The organism is Arthrobacter sp. THG-b23, from assembly GCF_059091265.1.
Window position 1 is genome coordinate 248,743 of record NZ_JBNHGM010000004.1, and the last position, 16,315, is coordinate 265,057.

Consider the following 16,315-nt stretch of genomic DNA (forward strand, 5'->3'; position numbering starts at 1 on the left):
AACCAAACGATGAGCAGCTTCGCCCAGCGCAACCTGCAGGACAACATGGCGCGTATCGCCAAGCTGCAGGAGTTGGCCGCTGGCGAGTCGCTGATTGCCCGCCCCTCGGACAACCCGACGGGCACCGCCGATTCCATGCGCACACGTGCCGATATGCGCGCCAACGCGCAATACAAGCACAACATCGACGACGCCAATGGCTGGCTCACCACCACCGACTCCGCGCTGGGCACGGTCACCGATTTGCTCAACAAGGCCCGCGATCTGACGATCCAGGCTTCCAATGGTTCCATCTCGCAAACTGCACGCGAGGCCGTCGCCTTGGAGCTTGGAAGCATCAAGGAAAGCCTTTTGGCTGCGACTCGGACGCAGTACCTGGGACGCAACGTGTTTGCGGGGAACTCCGACAAGCCGGACGTATATAGAGACCCCCTAACCGCGCCTTACACCGTGACGGAACCGAGCGCCACCGGCGTGGAGCGTCGCATCGGACCCGGGGCACACCAAACGGTACGCGTCGATGCCAGCGCTGCTGCGGTCTTCGGCGACGATTCCACGGGCACGGGCCCGTCGGTTTTCGCCCTGCTGGACTCTATGATCTCGAAGCTCAAGGGAACCGGCAGCGTCAGCGAAGACTTGAACGCCATCGACGCCCGGCTGAACACCGTGATCAACGCACGCGCCGAGGTCGGCACCCGCCACGCCCAGATCCTGAAAGCCCAGGAGACTAACTTGGACGAAGCTGTTTCGCTTGAAGCCCGCCGCTCCGGGATCGAGGATCCGGATATAGGAAAGGTAATCCTGGACCTGAAGATGCAGGAAGTGGCCTATCAGGCCGCGCTGCAGGTCACGGCGCGGGTACTGCAGCCGACGTTGATGGACTTCCTGCGATGAGCGCCGCACTGACCTTCGTCGCGCCTCCCCCTGGACTCGCACCGCTGGTCGACTTCACGCTGGACGAGATCACGGGAGCGGCGGGACTGTACTCCTTGCAGCCCGTGGCCGAACCGGGCAAGCGCCTGTTCGTCCTGGACGCCGCGACCTACCTGAACCAGTACACGCCGGTGATTTCCGACGACGATCGCGCGGCCCTGGACCTCAAGGTCTCCGAGGACGCCATGGTGCTGGTGGTGGCCAACCCCGGAGAAGCAGGCACCACCGTGAACCTGATGGCCCCGATCGTCGTCAACGTGCACACCGGCGTCAGCGCGCAGGTCATTTTGGAAGGCCAGGACTGGCCCCTGCGGGCCGAGCTGACGCCGCTGGCCGCCTAGCTTCCCCTCAGCCGCGTAACACTGCGGCGGGCTGAAGAAGTCAGACGTCTGAAACTATTGAGCTGACGGCAGCTACCGTGCAAGAGTTATGCCCACGGTCCAAGGGACCTGCTGGGGGATCCGGGATCACCGGTTGAATGGCTTCCGGCGGCTTATGGGGGAACCGCCGGAAGCAATCACCCTCACCCCTCGTCCGGGTCCGCGCGTTTGGCTCTGGTCTGCTCCGCCCGGCGCAGCAGTTCGCCGCCGTCGGGATAAAGCACTTCTTCCAGCACCAACGGATGCGGCGGAGCCAGTTTGCTCTTCGAATCCCGCACCTTCGCCAGCATCCGGTCGCGCAGCCACTCCGGTGCCTGCTCGCCGCCGCCGACCATCAACGATGCGCCGATCAGGGCACGCACCATGTTGTGGCAGAACGCGTCGGCTTGCACCGTGGCCACCACCACGCCGTCGGCGCCGCGGGCGAAGTCGAACTTCTGCAGTTCCCGGACAGTGGTGGCGCCTTCCCTGGGCTTGCAGAAGGCCAGGAAGTCGCCAATGCCCAGGAGCTTGGCGGCTGCCTGGTTCAGGAGATCGACGTCGACGGCGTGCTTGTGCCACAGCGTGGTGTTGCGTGACAGCGGATCCCAGAGCTCCGCCCGGTCGGCGATGCGGTAGCTGTAGCGGCGCCAGAGGGCGGAGAACCGGGCGTCGAATCCGTCGGGGGCGACGACGGCCCCCTTAACCTCGATTGCCCCGGCAAGGTCACGATAGGGTACCGGGGCGCCGACGCGGCCACCGAGCACCTTGGCCAGCACCCCGCGCAAACGCCGGACCAGGGCTTCGGCGGGATCGACCTCCCGGCCTCGGGCCAGTCCGTGCCACTCCCCCGGTTCCAGGTCGAAATGCACCACCTGCCCCCGGGCGTGCACGCCGGCGTCGGTACGGCCGGCAACCGTCAGCCGGATCGGCCGGCGGATCATGATCGCCAGCGCTTCCTCGACCGCGCCTTGCACGGTCAGCCGTCCGGGCTGCACGGCCCACCCGCTGAAGGGTCCGCCGTCGTACGCAAGATCCAGGCGGACACGCACGAGCCCGCCGTCCCGGTCGGGGACGGGGGAAGTAGTCGGTGGCATGGATTCCATGCTACCGGGGCCCTGTGTAAGTATCGGATGGCGCCGGCGCCCACGGCTGGTTGTGGGCCGGTCACCGGCCGGGCGCCAGTGGACTGTCGACGCTCGAGGGCATTCGGTCTATGTTGCTGGGACAGCGCCCGAACCGCGGGCGGGACCGCGAGGTTCGGAGGAGCGATGGCAGGCAGCCTTGGAACCGCAACATCGACGGATCACAACCGCCGGATCGCCCTGCCCGGCATCATCCTCGGAGTGGGGCTGGGCGGCTTCGTGGACGGGATCCTGCTGCACCAGATCCTGCAGTGGCACCACATGCTCACCAGTGCGGACACCGCGAACATCGACGTCGGTTCGTATCCGCCAAACACCGTCCACGGCCTGGAGATGAATACGCTGTGGGACGGGCTGTTCCATACGGTGACCTGGCTGGCCGTGCTGATCGGGCTGGGGCTGTTGTACTCGCGGGTGACGTCCTCGCGCGGACGGGTGTGGGCATCCCGTACCCTCTGGGGCTGGATGCTGCTCGGCTGGGGACTCTTCAATCTCGTAGAGGGGATCATCGACCACCACATCCTTGCCATCCACCATGTCATCAGCGGCGATTACCAGATGCTGGCCGACATTCTCTTTCTGTTGTTCGGGGCGTTGCTGGTGGTCGGCGGCTGGCTGCTGCAACGGTCCGGCCGGATGGTGGATCTGACGACGGCAAACGGCCCCGGCAGGTCAACCGGCCACGGCCTCCGCCGCCCGGAGGGGGACACGGGGAGGGACCCGGCATGACCGGCACCCACTCTGCCCACAACCACCAGCCAGCCGCGTTCGACGCCGTGCTGCCGCTGGCCCTGGTTGCGGTGCTGGCCTGCGGCTACGCGGTCCTGGCGTGGCTGCGGAGCCGGGAGGACCGTGGCTGGAGCCGCTGGCGAACCGTGTCCTTCCTCGCTGGCGCACTGCTGCTGGTGCTGGGCTTCGCGCCGCAGCTGATGCCGCTGGCGCCGGACGGGCTGCCGGCCCACATGGTCCAGCACCTGCTGATTGGCATGTATGCGCCGATCGGGCTGGTGCTTGGTGCACCGGTGACCCTGCTGCTGAGGTCGGTGCCGCCCCGTTGCGGCAAGGCGATCGGAAGGGTCCTGCGCTCACGGCCGCTCCATCTGGTGGCCAACCCGGCGACCGCGCTGATCCTCAGCCTCGGCGGGCTGGCCGGCCTGTACTTCACGCCGCTGTACAACCTCGCGGCGGACAACCCGGTGCTGCACCACGCCATTCACCTGCACTTCCTGGCCGCCGGCTGTCTCTTCGCCTGGGTGATCGCCGGGCCCGACCCGGCACCGGGCAGGCCCTCCGTGCCGGCGCGGCTGGTGGTGCTGGGCGTCGCCATCGCCGGCCATGCAGTCCTGTCCCAGCTGCTCTACGCGGGGCTGTTCGTCCAGGTCCCGGCGCCCCCGGGTGAGCTGAGGCTCGCCGGTGAACTGATGTACTACGGCGGGGACATCGCCGAGCTGCTGCTGGCCTTCGCGCTGGTGTCGACGTGGCGGCCCCGCCGCACTTCCGGTCCCGGCCGTTATCCCGGACCCGGCCGCGCCGGGCACAAAGCGCGCTCCCCCAAGCCGGGCACCGCCGTCGTCATATGAGCCTTCCCGGATGCGCAAAAAGCCCGCCATCTCCCGAAGGGAACAGCGGGCTTCAAGCAGTGAAGGCGAAGAACTACTTCTTCTCTTCGGCAGCTTCCTCGGCGGACTCCGCCGACGGAGCAGACTCTGCGGACTCGGGAGAGTCAGCGGAATCGCCGGACTGCGCCGACTCGGGCGATTCAGCGGACTCGGCCGAAGCCGTCTCTTCCTCGACCGGAGCCGGGGCAGCCTTGGCAGTGGCCTTCTCGGCCTCGTTCACGACGGCCTGCTTCGGGGACACCGGCTCCATCACCAGTTCGATGACGGCCATGGGGGCGTTGTCGCCCTTGCGGTTGCCGATCTTGGTGATGCGGGTGTAGCCGCCGTCGCGGTTGGTCATCACCGGCGCGATGTCGGTGAACAGCTCGTGCACGATGCCCTTGTTGCTGATCACGGCCAGCACGCGGCGGCGCGAGGCCAGGTCGCCGCGCTTGGCGAAGGTGATCAGGCGCTCGGCGAACGGGCGCAGGCGCTTGGCCTTGGTGACCGTGGTGGTGATCCGCTTGTGCTCGAAGAGCGCGGCGGACAGGTTGGCGAGCATCAGGCGCTCGTGGGCAGGACCGCCTCCGAGGCGCGGACCCTTAGCGGGGGTAGGCATTATGTTTTCTCCTCAATGGTGCCGCTGTGCGCTCCCGAGCGCCGTGGCGGCAGAATTCTTGCGTTTTAGAGTTCGTCCTCGAAGGTTTCGTCCTCGTCGATGGCTGCGGCGCGGGCAGCCAGATCGAACCCAGGGGGCGAATCCTTCAGCGACAGACCCAGTTCCACCAGCTTTGCCTTGACCTCGTCGATGGACTTGGCACCAAAGTTGCGGATGTCCATCAGGTCGGCCTCGGAGCGGGCAACGAGTTCACCCACGGTGTGGATGCCCTCACGCTTAAGGCAGTTGTACGAACGGACGGTCAGTTCCAGGTCCTCGATCGGCAGGGCCATGTCGGCAGCCAGGGCGGCGTCCGTGGGGCTCGGGCCAATCTCGATGCCTTCGGCGGCGGTGTTCAACTCGCGGGCCAGGCCGAACAGTTCAACCAGGGTGGTTCCGGCAGAGGCGACGGCGTCGCGCGGTGCAATGGAAGCCTTGGTTTCGACGTCGACAATCAGGCGGTCGAAGTCGGTGCGCTGCTCAACACGGGTTGCCTCAACTTTGAAGGTCACCTTCAGCACCGGCGAGTAGATGGAGTCGACCGGGATGCGGCCGATCTCCTGGTCGCCGGACTTGTTCTGGGCTGCCGACACGTAGCCACGGCCGCGTTCGATGGTCAGTTCGAGCTCGAACTTGCCCTTCTCGTTCAGCGTGGCGATGTGCAGGTCCGGGTTGTGGAATTCCACGCCGGCCGGCGGCGCGATGTCCGCGGCGGTGACAACACCGGGTCCCTGCTTGCGCAGGTAGGCAACCACGGGCTCGTCGTGCTCGGAGGAGACAGCCAGGTTCTTGATGTTCAGGATGATCTCGGTGACATCTTCCTTCACACCCGGCACGGTGGTGAACTCATGCAGCACGCCGTCGATGCGGATGCTGGTTACGGCAGCCCCCGGAATCGAGGACAGCAGCGTGCGGCGGAGGGAGTTTCCGAGGGTGTAGCCAAAGCCCGGCTCCAGCGGTTCGATGACGAACCGAGAGCGGTTATCGGCCACTACTTCTTCAGTAAGGGTGGGGCGCTGTGCAATGAGCACTTAGATTTCCTTTCAGCGAGCATCCGCTATATGACGCAGCACGAATTGGTGGAAAAGGGCGGCTGGTCAGCCTCCAGCGTGGAACTTTCGGCCGCCGACAGGCTCTCCCGCAAAAGTGGGAGGAATCTGTGCGGCGGCCAAAAGTATCCTTGGGCTGCTTAGACGCGGCGGCGCTTCGGCGGACGGCAACCGTTGTGCGCGCTGGGGGTGACGTCCTGGATGGAGCCAACCTCAAGGCCAGCGGCCTGCAGCGAACGGATTGCGGTCTCGCGTCCCGACCCCGGGCCCTTCACGAAGACGTCGACCTTCTTCAGGCCGTGCTCCTGGGCGCGCTTGGCGGCCGATTCGGCAGCCATCTGCGCGGCGAACGGGGTGGACTTGCGGGAGCCCTTGAAGCCAACCTCGCCGGCCGAGGCCCACGAGATGACGGCACCGGACGGGTCCGTGATGGACACGATGGTGTTGTTGAAGGTGCTCTTGATGTGCGCCTGGCCCAGCGCGATGTTCTTCTTGTCCTTGCGACGCGGCTTGCGTACCGCTCCACGAGTCTTGGGGGGCATTGCTTCTCCTACAAAGTTGGTTGGTAGCTATCTGACCGGCTGGGAATCAGCGGGTCTTCTTCTTACCGGCGACGGTGCGCTTCGGGCCCTTGCGGGTACGAGCGTTGGTCTTGGTGCGCTGTCCGCGGACGGGCAGGCCACGGCGGTGGCGGATGCCTTCGTAGCTGCCGATCTCAACCTTGCGGCGGATGTCGGCTGCAACTTCGCGGCGGAGGTCGCCTTCTACCTTGTAGTTGCCCTCGATGAAGTCACGCAGCTGCACGAGCTCAGCGTCGGTGAGGTCCTTGACGCGGGTTTCCGGGCTGATGCCGGTCTCCGCGATAACCTGCTCTGCACGGGTCTTACCCACGCCGTAGATGTAAGTCAGGGCGATAATTACCCGCTTTTCGCGGGGAATATCTACGCCAGCGAGACGAGCCATAGTGGCGGTTCTCCTTGTTGTATCCGGAGGTCTGAAGCAGCGCGTCCCCGTTGTTCGGGTCCCCGGCCTCCGTGCCGGGGGTATGCAGGTTGCCCTGCTGCGCTGCCTATATTGAGTTACTACGCGTGGGCGTGCTGCCCCTGCTGAAGCAGGAGTCTTAGCCCTGGCGCTGCTTGTGGCGCGGGTTCTCGCAGATCACAATGACGTTGCCCTTGCGACGAATCACCTGGCACTTGTCACAAATCCGCTTGACGCTCGGCTGGACCTTCATGGTTTTCCTTTGCGTTGTTAGCTGATGCTGCCTTGTAACTACTTACGGTTTTCCGCAGTTGCCTGCGGCATAAGTCTTTACTTGTAGCGGTAGACGATACGGCCCCGTGAGAGGTCGTACGGGCTGAGTTCCACCACAACGCGGTCCTCGGGGAGGATCCTGATGTAGTGCTGACGCATCTTTCCCGAGATATGAGCCAGCACAACGTGCCCGTTGGTCAGCTCAACGCGGAACATCGCATTGGGCAGAGCCTCCTGCACAGTGCCTTCAATCTCAATGACACCGTCTTTCTTAGCCATATCCTCCGCTAACGTCAGTAACCATCGCCGAAGCGGTGGCTAGTTTTTGGGTTTTGCTTGCCGCTACACCCCCACTGAGCCGTACGTTCCGGCAGGCTTTCGCGGGCGCCATGCACCCGAAGATGGGCATGAAAGTAGAGACAACCAACAGACAACTGTACTCCGGAAGCCGGATAAAGTTAAATCCGGGTAACGCCTGGGGCCCCCGCGCGCGGCAGCCCTCAGTCCGGGTGCGGATACTTTTCCAGTACGACGCCGGCCGCCTCCACCCGTTCGGCGCTCACCACGGCGTCCCAAATGGCCGCGGTGACCGCTTCCGCGGCCAGAGTGTGCAGTTCCGCCCGGGGGTCGATGGGCCCGTCCTGCACCAGCTGCTGCGCCCCGGTAGCCAGGGCGAAGACCACGTCCCCGTCCATCAGGGTGTGCGACGGGCTCAACGCACGGGCCAGTCCGGCGTGCGCCGCCGAGGCCGTCCGCTTGGCCTGTGCCGGATCCAACACGGCATTGGTTGCGACGACGCACAGGGTTGTGTTCAGCGGGGACGCCGGCCGGTGCTCGGTCAGTCCCGGTTCCCCGGCCCGCCGGCCCAGGCCGCCGGTTGCTGCCGGCACCGCGCCAAGGCCATCGGACCTCATGTCACGGCCCGCCGCATTGCCGCCATGCCCTGGGAACGCCCCCGTGAACGGCGCGCCGGCGGCATTGGCCACCGCGAGCACGCCGACCACGATGCCGTCGTTGGCACCGCCCATCCGCAGCGAGGCAGTCCCCACTCCCCCTTTGTACTGCTGGAAGCCCATGGCCGCGCCGGTGCCGGCGCCCACGTTGCCCCGCCGCACCTCGCCAAAGTCCTGCATCGCGCCGGCGGAGGCGGCGGCGTCGTAGCCCATCTGTTCATCCGGGCGCGCGGCGATGTCCCCGCCCCGGCCCAGATCGTAGATGGCCGCGGCCGGAACAATCGGCACCACGGCATTCTGCGTGCGGAAGCCTAGCCCCTGTTCCTCCAGCCAGCGCTGCGCACCGTGCGCGGCCACCAAACCGAAGGCGCTCCCGCCGGCGAGCACCACGGCATCCACGGTGGGCACCAGGGTGGTGGGATCCAGCGCATCGGTCTCGTGCGTGGCCGGCCCGCCCCCGCGGACGTCCACGGCACCGACTGTCCCCGGCGGCGGCAGCACCACGGTGACGCCGGTCAGCCAGCCGTCGCCGGTCTTCTGGACCTGTCCCACGCGGATGCCGGGCACGTCGGTAATGGAAGTAGCCATGGCCTCATCCTCGCTGGCCGCCGGCGGCCCGGGCAAGGGAAGTCGGGATCTTTAGCCGGTGCCGAAGGCCAGCAGGCTCTGCTGTCCGACGTCGAGGCACGCCCCGAGGAGCAGGACCACCACATAGACGCTGACCGGCACCAGCAACGCCCACTCGCGCGCCGACCCAGCATTTCCCAGCAGCGGCAAGGCGAAGTATCCGTTCCGCCGCCAGATGGCGTTGAGCAGCGGCACCCGCCGCCACACCTTCGGGGGCTTAATCCGCAGGGGCCACAGCAGGTTCACTCCCCCGGTGGTCAGCATGTCGCCGAGCACATGCATGATGACGCCGATGCCCATGGCCAGCGGGAACCAGTTGTGCTGTTCCGGGGCGTACAGGGCGATGAAGGCCGCGACTGAGAGGCCCACGGCCCACGGAATTTTCTGTAGCCCGTCGGGCAGGAACTTCAGGGCCTTGGCGGCGAAGGCCACCAGCAACACGCACAGCAGCCCCGCGCCCGGGTAGACCGTGCCGAACCGCTCGGTCTCGGCGGTCCAGAGCCCGGCCACCCACGCGATCCCGACGAACGCCGCCAAGCCGATCAGCGAGTGGGTGCCCCTGCGGTGTCCGCCGGCCACGGCGCCAATGCCCGCGCAGACCACGTTGGAGAGTGGCGGCAGCGAGCGGGCGACGGTGGCGTGGCGGTGGTCGGCATCCGGGACGAGTGCGGCACCGGCGGTCACCATGGCCCCGGTGATCAGGCCCAGCGGCCCCACGTCCAGCAGCCCCCAGCCGAGGGTGAGGCTCTGCCCGCCCCAGCCCAGCGGCGTCGTCAGGGCATCCAGCGGCACGTGGACCTGGCTGGTGACGGCGATCCAGGCGGCGGCGCCGGAGAGGGCGTGGTGGGCTCCCATCATGGTGGGCAAGGTCCTTTCGGGGAGTGCGGTGTCCGTGCGCCGGCCTTCGGCTGGCCGCGGCGGGATCGGCGGTGCGGGCTCCGGATTAACCTCGAAAGGCCGGGCCGGCTGGAATTAACCTCGAAAGGCCGGGCCGGCTGGACATGGTTCCAGCGGACCGGCCTTTCGGTGACGTCGGGCCAAGAAAGTGGCGGCGGGCGTTTAGTCCAGTGGCACCGGGGTGACCCCCAGCGGAGCCAGCCTGGCCGCGCCCCCGTCTTCGGCAGTCAAGACCCAGATGCCGCCGTCGTGCACTGCCACGGTGTGCTCCCACTGGCAGGACCGCGAGCCGTCCGTGGTCACCACGGTCCAGTCGTCGTCCAGCACTTTGGTCTCGATGTCCCCGCGCACCAGCATGGGTTCAATGGCCAGGCAGAGACCGGGGCGGATCTTCGGGCCGCGGTGGTTCGTCCGGTAGTTCAGCACGTCCGGGGCCTGGTGCATGGCGGTGCCGATGCCGTGGCCCACGTAGTCCTCCAGGATGCCCAACGGCTTGCCCGGCACGGAGGATACGTAGTCGTCGATGGCGTTGCCGATGTCGCCCACGCGGTGGCCGGTGGCGAGGGCGGCAATGCCGTGCCACATGGCTTCCTCGGTGACGTCGGACAGCCGCTGGTCTTCCGGATCGGCGGTGCCCACGATGACGCCGCGGGCGGAGTCACCGTGCCAGCCGTCAACGCTGCAGCCCCCGTCGATCGAGATGATGTCCCCGTCCCGGAGCACCTTGCCGCCCGGGATTCCATGGACCACTTCCTCGTTGACGGACACGCAGACCGTTGCGGGGAAGCCGTGGTAGCCCTTGAAGTTGCTCTTGGCGCCCGCCTCGTCCAGCACCGCCTCGAAGGCCGCGTCCACATCCGCCGTCGTGGCGCCCGGGACGGCGGCGGCGACCGCAGCGTCCAGGGCGCGGCTGACCACCAGGCCGGCGGTCCGCATTTTCCGGATCTGGTCCTTGGTCTTGTATTCGATGCTGGGCTGGCCGAAGGCCATGGGCTGCCTCTAACTTTCTGGCGGGTGTCAGGCCGTGACGGACTTGAGCGCGGATACGATGCGCTCGGTGACCTCGTCGATGTCGCCGATGCCGTCAACGGTCGCGACGATCCCGCGGTCCGCGTAACGGCTCACGACGGCCTCCGTCTGCTCGTGGTACAGGGACAGCCGGCGCCGGATCACCGTTTCGTTGTCATCGCTGCGGCCTTCCTGAGCGGCGCGGCCCAGCAGGCGCTTGACCAGCTCCTCGTCGTCGGCGGTCAGCTGCAGCACGATGTCCAGCTTCGAACCGGCCTCGGCCAGGATGCTGTCCAGCTCGTCGACCTGCCCGCTGGTGCGGGGGTAGCCGTCCAGCAGGAAGCCGTCGGCTGCGTCGGGCTGCTTCAACCGGTCGCGCACCATGCTGTTGGTGACGCTGTCCGGCACGAACTCGCCCTTGTCGATGTACTTCTTGGCCTCGATGCCAAGCGGAGTCTCTTCCTTCACGTTGGCGCGGAAGATGTCTCCGGTGGAGATCGCGACAATGCCCAGCCGGTCGGAAATGCGGGAGGCCTGGGTGCCTTTGCCCGATCCGGGCGGGCCAATAATGAGCATTTGGGTCATCGCAGAAGTCCTTCGTAGTGCCGTTGCTGTAGTTGTGCGTTGATTTGTTTGACGGTCTCCAGGCCCACACCGACCATGATGAGGATGGAGACGCCGCCAAACGGGAAGTTTTGGTTGGCGTTGATCAGCACCAGGGCGATCAGCGGGATGAGCGAGACGATGCCCAGATAGAGCGCGCCGGGCAGCGTGATCCTGGCCAGCACGTACTGCAGGTACTCCGCCGTCGGGCGGCCGGCCCGGATGCCCGGGATGAAGCCGCCGTACTTCTTCATGTTCTCGGCCACTTCCTCAGGGTTGAAAGTGATGGCCACGTAGAAGTAGGTGAAGAAGACGATCAGGGCGAAGTAGACCGCCATGTAGAACGGCGAGTCCCCGCTGACCAAGTACGTGTTGATCCAGTTGACCCACTCCGGCGGCGCGGTGGTGCCGTCGGCCGGGGTGTTGAACTGGGCGATCAGCGACGGCAGGTACAGCATCGACGACGCGAAGATCACCGGGATGACACCGGCCATGTTCACCTTGATCGGGATGTAGGTGCTGGTGCCGCCGACGGTGCGGCGTCCCACCATGCGCTTGGCGTACTGCACCGGGATGCGGCGCTGCGACTGTTCCACGAAGACCACCGCGGCGACGGTCAGCAGGCCGACGATCAGCACGCCCAGGAAGACGTTCACGCCCTGGGTGTTCCAGATCTCGCCCAGCGAGCTCGGGAAGCCGGCGGCGATGGAGATGAAGATCAGCAGGGACATGCCGTTGCCGACGCCCTTCTCGGTGATCAGCTCGCCCATCCACATGATCAGGCCGGTGCCTGCGGTCAGGGTCAGGATGATCAGCGAGACCGTGACCAGGTTGTCCTCGGGGATGATCGGAACGGGACAGTCCCCCAGGAGGGCGCCGGTCCGCGCCAGCGACACCAGTGTCGTGGCGTTGAGCAGGCCCAGCGCGATGGTCAGGTAGCGGGTGTACTGCGTGAGCTTGGACTGGCCCTGCGGGCCTTCCTGGTGCAGCTCCTGGAACCGGGGGATGACGACGCGCAGCAGCTGCACGATGATGCTGGCGGTGATGTACGGCATGATGCCGAGGGCGAAGATGGACACCTGCAGCAGCGCACCGCCGCTGAAGAGGTTGACGAACTGGTACAGCCCGCCGCTGGTGTTGCCCAGCGCCAGGCACTGCTGCACGTTGCCGTAGTCCACACCGGGGGCGGGGATGAAGACGCCCATGCGGTAGACCGTCATAATGCCGAGCGTGAACAGCAACTTGCGCCGCAGGTCCGGCGTCCGGAATGCCCGGCCAATTGCGCTAAGCAAGCGTCCTCCCAAGAAGTTTCTGATGCCGCTGCGCGGCAAGTCACAAGATCCGAGTCTATCGGCTCGGCCCGTTCGCATTAAACGGGTTAAGAATACGGGGTGTGCCTTTAAAGCGGCTGAACTCGTGGCGGCCGGCGTAAACCGGCCACCACGAGTTCAGTCAGAGGCTGCTAAAAGACGCCACCTGTCACGGGCTGCTAGAGCGCCGTCACGGTGCCGCCGGCGGCGGCGATCTTTTCAGCGGCACTGGCGGAGAAGGCGTCAACCTTCACATCGACCTTGACGGTGATGTCGCCGGTGCCCAGGACCTTCACGGGCTGGTTCTTGCGAACCGCGCCCTTGGCCACCAGGGCCTCCACGGTCACGTCGCCGCCCTCGGGGAACAGCTCGCTGAGCTTGTCCAGGTTTACAACCTGGAACTCCACCTTGAACGGGTTCTTGAAGCCGCGCAGCTTCGGCAGGCGCATGTGCAGCGGCAGCTGGCCGCCGGCAAAGCCAGCCTTAACCTGGTAGCGGGCCTTCGTGCCCTTGGTACCGCGACCGGCGGTCTTGCCCTTGGAGCCTTCACCACGACCGACACGGGTCTTGGCGGTCTTGGCACCGGGGGCAGGACGCAGGTGGTGGACCTTCAGAGTTTTGTTCTCTTCTGCCATCTTTACTTCGCCTCCTCAACCTTCACCAGGTGAGAAACAGTGTTGACCATGCCGACGGTCACTGCATCGGCGCTGCGGACAACGGTGTGTCCGATGCGCTTCAGGCCCAGTGAACGCAGCGTGTCGCGCTGGTTCTGCTTGCCGCCAATGACGGACTTGATCTGCGTGATTTCCAACTGCGCATCCGACGGAGTCAGATTCTTGGGTGTGGTCATTACGCACCTGCCTTCTGCATGTTGCGCAGCAGGATAGCCGGAGCAACCTCGTCCAGGGGCAGGCCACGGCGGGCGGCCACGGAGCGGGGCTCCTCCAGGCGACGCAGCGCATCGACCGTAGCGTGCACAATGTTGATCGCGTTGGCGGAGCCAAGCGACTTGGAGAGCACGTCGTGGATACCGGCGCACTCGAGTACGGCGCGGACCGGACCACCGGCGATCACACCGGTACCGGCAGCAGCCGGACGCAGCATGACAACGCCTGCAGCGGCTTCGCCCTGCACCTGGTGCGGGACGGTTCCGGCGATGATCGGCACGCGGAAGAAGGACTTCTTGGCCTCTTCCACGCCCTTGGCGATCGCTGCCGGAACTTCCTTGGCCTTGCCGTAGCCCACGCCGACCATGCCGTTGCCGTCGCCGACAACTACCAGAGCCGTGAAGCTAAAGCGGCGGCCGCCCTTGACGACCTTGGACACGCGGTTGATGGTGACGACGCGCTCGAGGAACTTGTCCTTCTCGGCATCGCGTGCGTTGTCGCGGCCACGGCCGCGGCCGCCACGGTCGTTGCCACCACGGTCGCTGCCACCGCGTTCGCCACGACGGCCGCCGCGGCGGTCCTCCTGGCCGGAAGCAGCGGTGGTTTCAGCGGATCCCGCGGCAGCGGTCTCAGTTGCTTCAGTCACCTGAGTTTCCTTTTCGTTGTTCTCAGCGGTCACAGTGCCAGCCCACCTTCACGTGCGCCGTCGGCAACCGCTGCGATACGGCCGTGGTACCGGTTGCCGCCGCGGTCGAAGACCACGGCCTCAACACCGGCAGCCTTGGCACGCTCGGCAACGAGCTCACCGACGCGCTTTGCCTTGGCGGACTTGTCGCCCTCCAGGGCCCGCAGGTCGGCTTCCATGGTGGAAGCGGAAGCCACGGTGATGCCCTTGCTGTCATCGACAACCTGGACAAAGATGTGGCGTGCGGAGCGGTTGACCACCAGGCGCGGACGGACCGCGGTACCGGTGATGCGCTTGCGGACGCGCAGGTGGCGGCGGCCGCGTGCTGCGGACTTGGACTTCGAGGTCCGCTTCTTATTAATGCTGATCGCCATGGTTTACTTACCAGCCTTTCCGACCTTGCGGCGGATTTGCTCGCCGGCGTAGCGAACGCCCTTGCCCTTGTAGGGGTCGGGCTTGCGCAGCTTGCGGATGTTGGCAGCAACTTCGCCGACCTGCTGCTTGTTGATACCGGAGACGGAGAGCTTGGTGGCGCCCTCCACGGCGAAGGTGATTCCCTCGGGTGCGTTGACGATCACCGGGTGGCTGAAGCCCAGGGCGAACTCGAGGTCCGAGCCCTTGGCCTGCACACGGTAACCGGTGCCGACGATCTCGAGGTCCTTCTTGTAGCCTTCGGTGACGCCGACGATCATGTTGTTGATCAGCGTGCGGGTCAGGCCGTGCAGGGACCGGGATTCGCGCTCGTCGTTCGGGCGGGAGACGGTGATGGTGTTCTCTTCCAGGGAAGCCGTGATGGGCGAAGCCAGAGTGTGGCTCAGCTCGCCCTTGGCGCCCTTGACGGAGACGACGTTGCCGTCGACCTTGACCTCAACGCCTGCGGGAACGGTGATGGGGAGACGTCCAATACGTGACATTTAATCTCTTCCTTTCCGTTACCAGACGTAAGCGAGGACTTCGCCGCCCACGCCCTTCTTGCCGGCCTGACGATCAGTCATCAGTCCGGAAGAGGTGGACAGGATTGCGATGCCCAGGCCACCGAGTACGTGCGGCAGGTTGGTGGACTTCGCGTAAACGCGCAGACCGGGCTTGGAGATGCGGCGGATGCCGGCGATGGAACGCTCGCGGTTAGGACCGAACTTGAGTTCCAGGGTCAGCTTCTTGCCAACCTCGGCCTCTTCTTCCTTCCAGCCGGCGATGTAGCCTTCGGCCTTCAGGATGTCGGCGACGCGAGCCTTGAGCTTGCTGTACGGCATCGACACTGAGTCGTGGTATGCCGAGTTGGCGTTGCGCAGACGCGTGAGCATGTCTGCGACAGGATCTGTCATAGTCATTGTGGGCTCTTGCCCTTCCTCGTAACGGTTTCCTCGCTCCGGTCAGCGCTGGGCGCCGGGGCGGGACCTTTCACGTAGCTAATTAATCTTCGGTCTTGAACGGGAAGCCCAGCGCCTTCAGCAGCGCGCGGCCCTCGTCATCGGTCTTTGCAGTGGTCACTACGGTGATATCCATACCGCGCACGCGGTCGATCCTGTCCTGATCGATCTCGTGGAACATGGACTGTTCGGTCAGACCGAAGGTGTAGTTGCCGTTGCCGTCAAACTGCTTGCCGTTGAGGCCGCGGAAGTCGCGGATACGGGGCAGGGCCAGGGTGACCAGGCGGTCCACGAATTCCCACATGCGGTCGCCGCGCAGCGTCGCGTGGGCGCCGATCGGCATGCCCTCGCGCAGCTTGAACTGGGCGATGGACTTGCGGGCCTTGGTGACCTGCGGCTTCTGACCGGTGATCTGGGTCAGGTCGCGCACGGCGCCGTCGATGAGCTTGGAGTCCTTGGCGGCATCTCCGACACCCATGTTGACAACGACCTTGACCAGGCGGGGAACCTGGTTCACGTTCTCGTACTTGAACTCATCCCGCAGAGCCTGCTTGATCTCGCCGGCGTAGCGAGTCTTCAGACGGGGGACGATCTTGGTGACAGTCTCAGTCATTAGAGGTCCTTCCCGGAGGCCTTGGACACGCGGATACGCACAGTGCGCTCACGGCCATCACGCTCGACGGTTTCGGTGCGGTAGCCAACGCGGGTCGGCTTCTTGGTCTCGGGATCGACGATCGCCACGTTCGAGATGTGGATCGGGGCCTCAACGGTCTCGATGCCACCGGTCTTCGTGCCGCGTTCCGACTGCCCGGCCTTGGTGTGCTTGGTGACGCGGTTGACGCCTTCGACCAGCACACGGTTGGACTCCGTGAACACCTTCAGGACCTTGCCCTGCTTGCCGCGGTCGCCGCCGCGCTCAGCCTTGGCACCGGTGATGACCTGAACGAGGTCACCCTTCTTGATCTTGTACTTAGCCATG

24 protein-coding genes are annotated in these 16,315 nt (G+C 65.8%); 4 read left to right on the forward strand and 20 right to left on the reverse strand.

Annotated elements, in window-relative coordinates; all coding sequences use genetic code 11:
• The first annotated feature begins 9 nt into the window (after window positions 1–9).
• Both AC5RVD_RS10115 and AC5RVD_RS10120 read left to right on the forward strand, forming a co-directional pair.
• A complete protein-coding gene (locus AC5RVD_RS10115) occupies window positions 10–894 on the forward strand; it encodes a flagellin N-terminal helical domain-containing protein (RefSeq protein ID WP_494113047.1) in 885 nt (294 codons plus the stop codon).
• Window positions 891–1,274: a flagellar assembly protein FliW gene (locus tag AC5RVD_RS10120; protein ID WP_494113046.1), complete on the forward strand. Its 384-nt coding sequence runs from the start codon at window positions 891–893 to the stop codon at window positions 1,272–1,274. Before AC5RVD_RS10115 ends, AC5RVD_RS10120 begins: the two co-directional genes overlap by 4 nt.
• Before the next feature lie 182 nt (window positions 1,275–1,456).
• On the opposite strand, the gene AC5RVD_RS10125 is transcribed toward AC5RVD_RS10120, so the two are convergent.
• On the reverse strand, window positions 1,457–2,389 hold the full coding sequence (locus tag AC5RVD_RS10125) for a tRNA pseudouridine synthase A (protein ID WP_494126861.1): 933 nt from the start codon (window positions 2,387–2,389) through the stop codon (window positions 1,457–1,459).
• 174 nt (window positions 2,390–2,563) lie between these two features.
• Between AC5RVD_RS10125 and AC5RVD_RS10130 the strand changes: the two genes are divergently transcribed.
• Both AC5RVD_RS10130 and AC5RVD_RS10135 read left to right on the forward strand, forming a co-directional pair.
• Entirely contained in the window at window positions 2,564–3,166 is a 603-nt protein-coding gene (locus AC5RVD_RS10130; protein ID WP_494126862.1) for a DUF2243 domain-containing protein, read from the forward strand.
• On the forward strand, window positions 3,163–4,017 hold the full coding sequence (locus AC5RVD_RS10135; RefSeq protein WP_494126863.1) for a cytochrome c oxidase assembly protein: 855 nt from the start codon (window positions 3,163–3,165) through the stop codon (window positions 4,015–4,017). The genes AC5RVD_RS10130 and AC5RVD_RS10135 overlap by 4 nt, the downstream gene beginning before the upstream one ends.
• Before the next feature lie 73 nt (window positions 4,018–4,090).
• Here AC5RVD_RS10135 and rplQ read toward each other — a convergent pair whose 3' ends face one another.
• From rplQ to rplX, 19 genes are all read right to left on the reverse strand, one after another.
• Window positions 4,091–4,654 (reverse strand): 50S ribosomal protein L17, encoded by a 564-nt coding sequence (gene rplQ / locus AC5RVD_RS10140; protein WP_494000469.1) that lies wholly within the window; start codon window positions 4,652–4,654, stop codon window positions 4,091–4,093.
• A 65-nt stretch (window positions 4,655–4,719) separates the two neighbouring features.
• The gene (locus tag AC5RVD_RS10145; RefSeq protein WP_493979200.1) at window positions 4,720–5,724 is read right to left on the reverse strand and encodes a DNA-directed RNA polymerase subunit alpha; all 1,005 of its coding nucleotides are present in this window, start codon (window positions 5,722–5,724) and stop codon (window positions 4,720–4,722) included.
• 158 nt (window positions 5,725–5,882) lie between these two features.
• A complete protein-coding gene (gene rpsK, locus AC5RVD_RS10150) occupies window positions 5,883–6,284 on the reverse strand; it encodes a 30S ribosomal protein S11 (RefSeq protein WP_429594060.1) in 402 nt (133 codons plus the stop codon).
• Window positions 6,285–6,330: 46 nt separating this feature from the next.
• Complete coding sequence (gene rpsM, locus AC5RVD_RS10155; RefSeq protein WP_493979201.1) at window positions 6,331–6,705, reverse strand: 30S ribosomal protein S13; 375 nt, start codon at window positions 6,703–6,705, stop codon at window positions 6,331–6,333.
• Window positions 6,706–6,862: 157 nt separating this feature from the next.
• Complete coding sequence (rpmJ, locus tag AC5RVD_RS10160; RefSeq protein ID WP_005267758.1) at window positions 6,863–6,976, reverse strand: 50S ribosomal protein L36; 114 nt, start codon at window positions 6,974–6,976, stop codon at window positions 6,863–6,865.
• 77 nt (window positions 6,977–7,053) lie between these two features.
• On the reverse strand, window positions 7,054–7,275 hold the full coding sequence (gene infA / locus AC5RVD_RS10165) for a translation initiation factor IF-1 (protein ID WP_005267757.1): 222 nt from the start codon (window positions 7,273–7,275) through the stop codon (window positions 7,054–7,056).
• Between the two features lie 221 nt (window positions 7,276–7,496).
• Window positions 7,497–8,537, reverse strand: coding sequence for a P1 family peptidase (locus AC5RVD_RS10170; RefSeq protein WP_494126864.1), 1,041 nt, complete (start codon window positions 8,535–8,537; stop codon window positions 7,497–7,499).
• 51 nt (window positions 8,538–8,588) lie between these two features.
• A complete protein-coding gene (locus AC5RVD_RS10175; protein ID WP_494126865.1) occupies window positions 8,589–9,434 on the reverse strand; it encodes a metal-dependent hydrolase in 846 nt (281 codons plus the stop codon).
• Window positions 9,435–9,635: 201 nt separating this feature from the next.
• A complete protein-coding gene (gene map, locus AC5RVD_RS10180; RefSeq protein ID WP_494123059.1) occupies window positions 9,636–10,463 on the reverse strand; it encodes a type I methionyl aminopeptidase in 828 nt (275 codons plus the stop codon).
• 27 nt (window positions 10,464–10,490) lie between these two features.
• Window positions 10,491–11,066, reverse strand: coding sequence for an adenylate kinase (locus AC5RVD_RS10185; protein WP_494113039.1), 576 nt, complete (start codon window positions 11,064–11,066; stop codon window positions 10,491–10,493).
• Complete coding sequence (gene secY, locus AC5RVD_RS10190; RefSeq protein ID WP_493989345.1) at window positions 11,063–12,376, reverse strand: preprotein translocase subunit SecY; 1,314 nt, start codon at window positions 12,374–12,376, stop codon at window positions 11,063–11,065. The genes AC5RVD_RS10185 and secY overlap by 4 nt, the downstream gene beginning before the upstream one ends.
• A gap of 197 nt (window positions 12,377–12,573) precedes the next feature.
• The gene (gene rplO / locus AC5RVD_RS10195; protein ID WP_494113038.1) at window positions 12,574–13,029 is read right to left on the reverse strand and encodes a 50S ribosomal protein L15; all 456 of its coding nucleotides are present in this window, start codon (window positions 13,027–13,029) and stop codon (window positions 12,574–12,576) included.
• A gap of 2 nt (window positions 13,030–13,031) precedes the next feature.
• Window positions 13,032–13,244, reverse strand: a complete 213-nt coding sequence (gene rpmD / locus AC5RVD_RS10200) for a 50S ribosomal protein L30 (protein WP_127511076.1) — start codon at window positions 13,242–13,244, stop codon at window positions 13,032–13,034.
• Window positions 13,244–13,960 carry a 30S ribosomal protein S5 gene (gene rpsE / locus AC5RVD_RS10205; RefSeq protein ID WP_493989347.1) on the reverse strand — a complete coding sequence of 239 codons (717 nt, stop codon included), beginning with the start codon at window positions 13,958–13,960 and terminating at the stop codon, window positions 13,244–13,246. The genes rpmD and rpsE overlap by 1 nt, the downstream gene beginning before the upstream one ends.
• Window positions 13,957–14,340, reverse strand: a complete 384-nt coding sequence (gene rplR, locus AC5RVD_RS10210) for a 50S ribosomal protein L18 (RefSeq protein ID WP_493941549.1) — start codon at window positions 14,338–14,340, stop codon at window positions 13,957–13,959. The genes rpsE and rplR overlap by 4 nt, the downstream gene beginning before the upstream one ends.
• 3 nt (window positions 14,341–14,343) lie before the next feature.
• Window positions 14,344–14,880 (reverse strand): 50S ribosomal protein L6, encoded by a 537-nt coding sequence (gene rplF / locus AC5RVD_RS10215; RefSeq protein WP_493979210.1) that lies wholly within the window; start codon window positions 14,878–14,880, stop codon window positions 14,344–14,346.
• A gap of 18 nt (window positions 14,881–14,898) precedes the next feature.
• A complete protein-coding gene (rpsH, locus tag AC5RVD_RS10220; RefSeq protein WP_136784914.1) occupies window positions 14,899–15,297 on the reverse strand; it encodes a 30S ribosomal protein S8 in 399 nt (132 codons plus the stop codon).
• A gap of 82 nt (window positions 15,298–15,379) precedes the next feature.
• Window positions 15,380–15,949 carry a 50S ribosomal protein L5 gene (gene rplE / locus AC5RVD_RS10225; RefSeq protein ID WP_494113037.1) on the reverse strand — a complete coding sequence of 190 codons (570 nt, stop codon included), beginning with the start codon at window positions 15,947–15,949 and terminating at the stop codon, window positions 15,380–15,382.
• Window positions 15,949–16,314: a 50S ribosomal protein L24 gene (rplX, locus tag AC5RVD_RS10230; protein ID WP_493979212.1), complete on the reverse strand. Its 366-nt coding sequence runs from the start codon at window positions 16,312–16,314 to the stop codon at window positions 15,949–15,951. Before rplX ends, rplE begins: the two co-directional genes overlap by 1 nt.
• Window position 16,315: the final 1 nt, after the last annotated feature.

Coding starts and splice junctions, on each gene's coding strand:
- AC5RVD_RS10115 (WP_494113047.1), top strand. CDS start 10: ATGAGCAGCTTCGCCCAGCGCAACCTGCAGGACAACATGGCGCGTATC.
- AC5RVD_RS10120 (WP_494113046.1), top strand. CDS start 891: ATGAGCGCCGCACTGACCTTCGTCGCGCCTCCCCCTGGACTCGCACCG.
- AC5RVD_RS10125 (WP_494126861.1), bottom strand. CDS start 2,389: ATGCCACCGACTACTTCCCCCGTCCCCGACCGGGACGGCGGGCTCGTG.
- AC5RVD_RS10130 (WP_494126862.1), top strand. CDS start 2,564: ATGGCAGGCAGCCTTGGAACCGCAACATCGACGGATCACAACCGCCGG.
- AC5RVD_RS10135 (WP_494126863.1), top strand. CDS start 3,163: ATGACCGGCACCCACTCTGCCCACAACCACCAGCCAGCCGCGTTCGAC.
- rplQ (WP_494000469.1), bottom strand. CDS start 4,654: ATGCCTACCCCCGCTAAGGGTCCGCGCCTCGGAGGCGGTCCTGCCCAC.
- rpsK (WP_429594060.1), bottom strand. CDS start 6,284: ATGCCCCCCAAGACTCGTGGAGCGGTACGCAAGCCGCGTCGCAAGGAC.
- rpsM (WP_493979201.1), bottom strand. CDS start 6,705: ATGGCTCGTCTCGCTGGCGTAGATATTCCCCGCGAAAAGCGGGTAATT.
- rpmJ (WP_005267758.1), bottom strand. CDS start 6,976: ATGAAGGTCCAGCCGAGCGTCAAGCGGATTTGTGACAAGTGCCAGGTG.
- infA (WP_005267757.1), bottom strand. CDS start 7,275: ATGGCTAAGAAAGACGGTGTCATTGAGATTGAAGGCACTGTGCAGGAG.
- AC5RVD_RS10170 (WP_494126864.1), bottom strand. CDS start 8,537: ATGGCTACTTCCATTACCGACGTGCCCGGCATCCGCGTGGGACAGGTC.
- AC5RVD_RS10175 (WP_494126865.1), bottom strand. CDS start 9,434: ATGATGGGAGCCCACCACGCCCTCTCCGGCGCCGCCGCCTGGATCGCC.
- map (WP_494123059.1), bottom strand. CDS start 10,463: ATGGCCTTCGGCCAGCCCAGCATCGAATACAAGACCAAGGACCAGATC.
- AC5RVD_RS10185 (WP_494113039.1), bottom strand. CDS start 11,066: ATGACCCAAATGCTCATTATTGGCCCGCCCGGATCGGGCAAAGGCACC.
- rplO (WP_494113038.1), bottom strand. CDS start 13,029: ATGGCAGAAGAGAACAAAACTCTGAAGGTCCACCACCTGCGTCCTGCC.
- rpmD (WP_127511076.1), bottom strand. CDS start 13,244: ATGACCACACCCAAGAATCTGACTCCGTCGGATGCGCAGTTGGAAATC.
- rplR (WP_493941549.1), bottom strand. CDS start 14,340: ATGGCGATCAGCATTAATAAGAAGCGGACCTCGAAGTCCAAGTCCGCA.
- rplF (WP_493979210.1), bottom strand. CDS start 14,880: ATGTCACGTATTGGACGTCTCCCCATCACCGTTCCCGCAGGCGTTGAG.
- rpsH (WP_136784914.1), bottom strand. CDS start 15,297: ATGACTATGACAGATCCTGTCGCAGACATGCTCACGCGTCTGCGCAAC.
- rplE (WP_494113037.1), bottom strand. CDS start 15,949: ATGACTGAGACTGTCACCAAGATCGTCCCCCGTCTGAAGACTCGCTAC.
- rplX (WP_493979212.1), bottom strand. CDS start 16,314: ATGGCTAAGTACAAGATCAAGAAGGGTGACCTCGTTCAGGTCATCACC.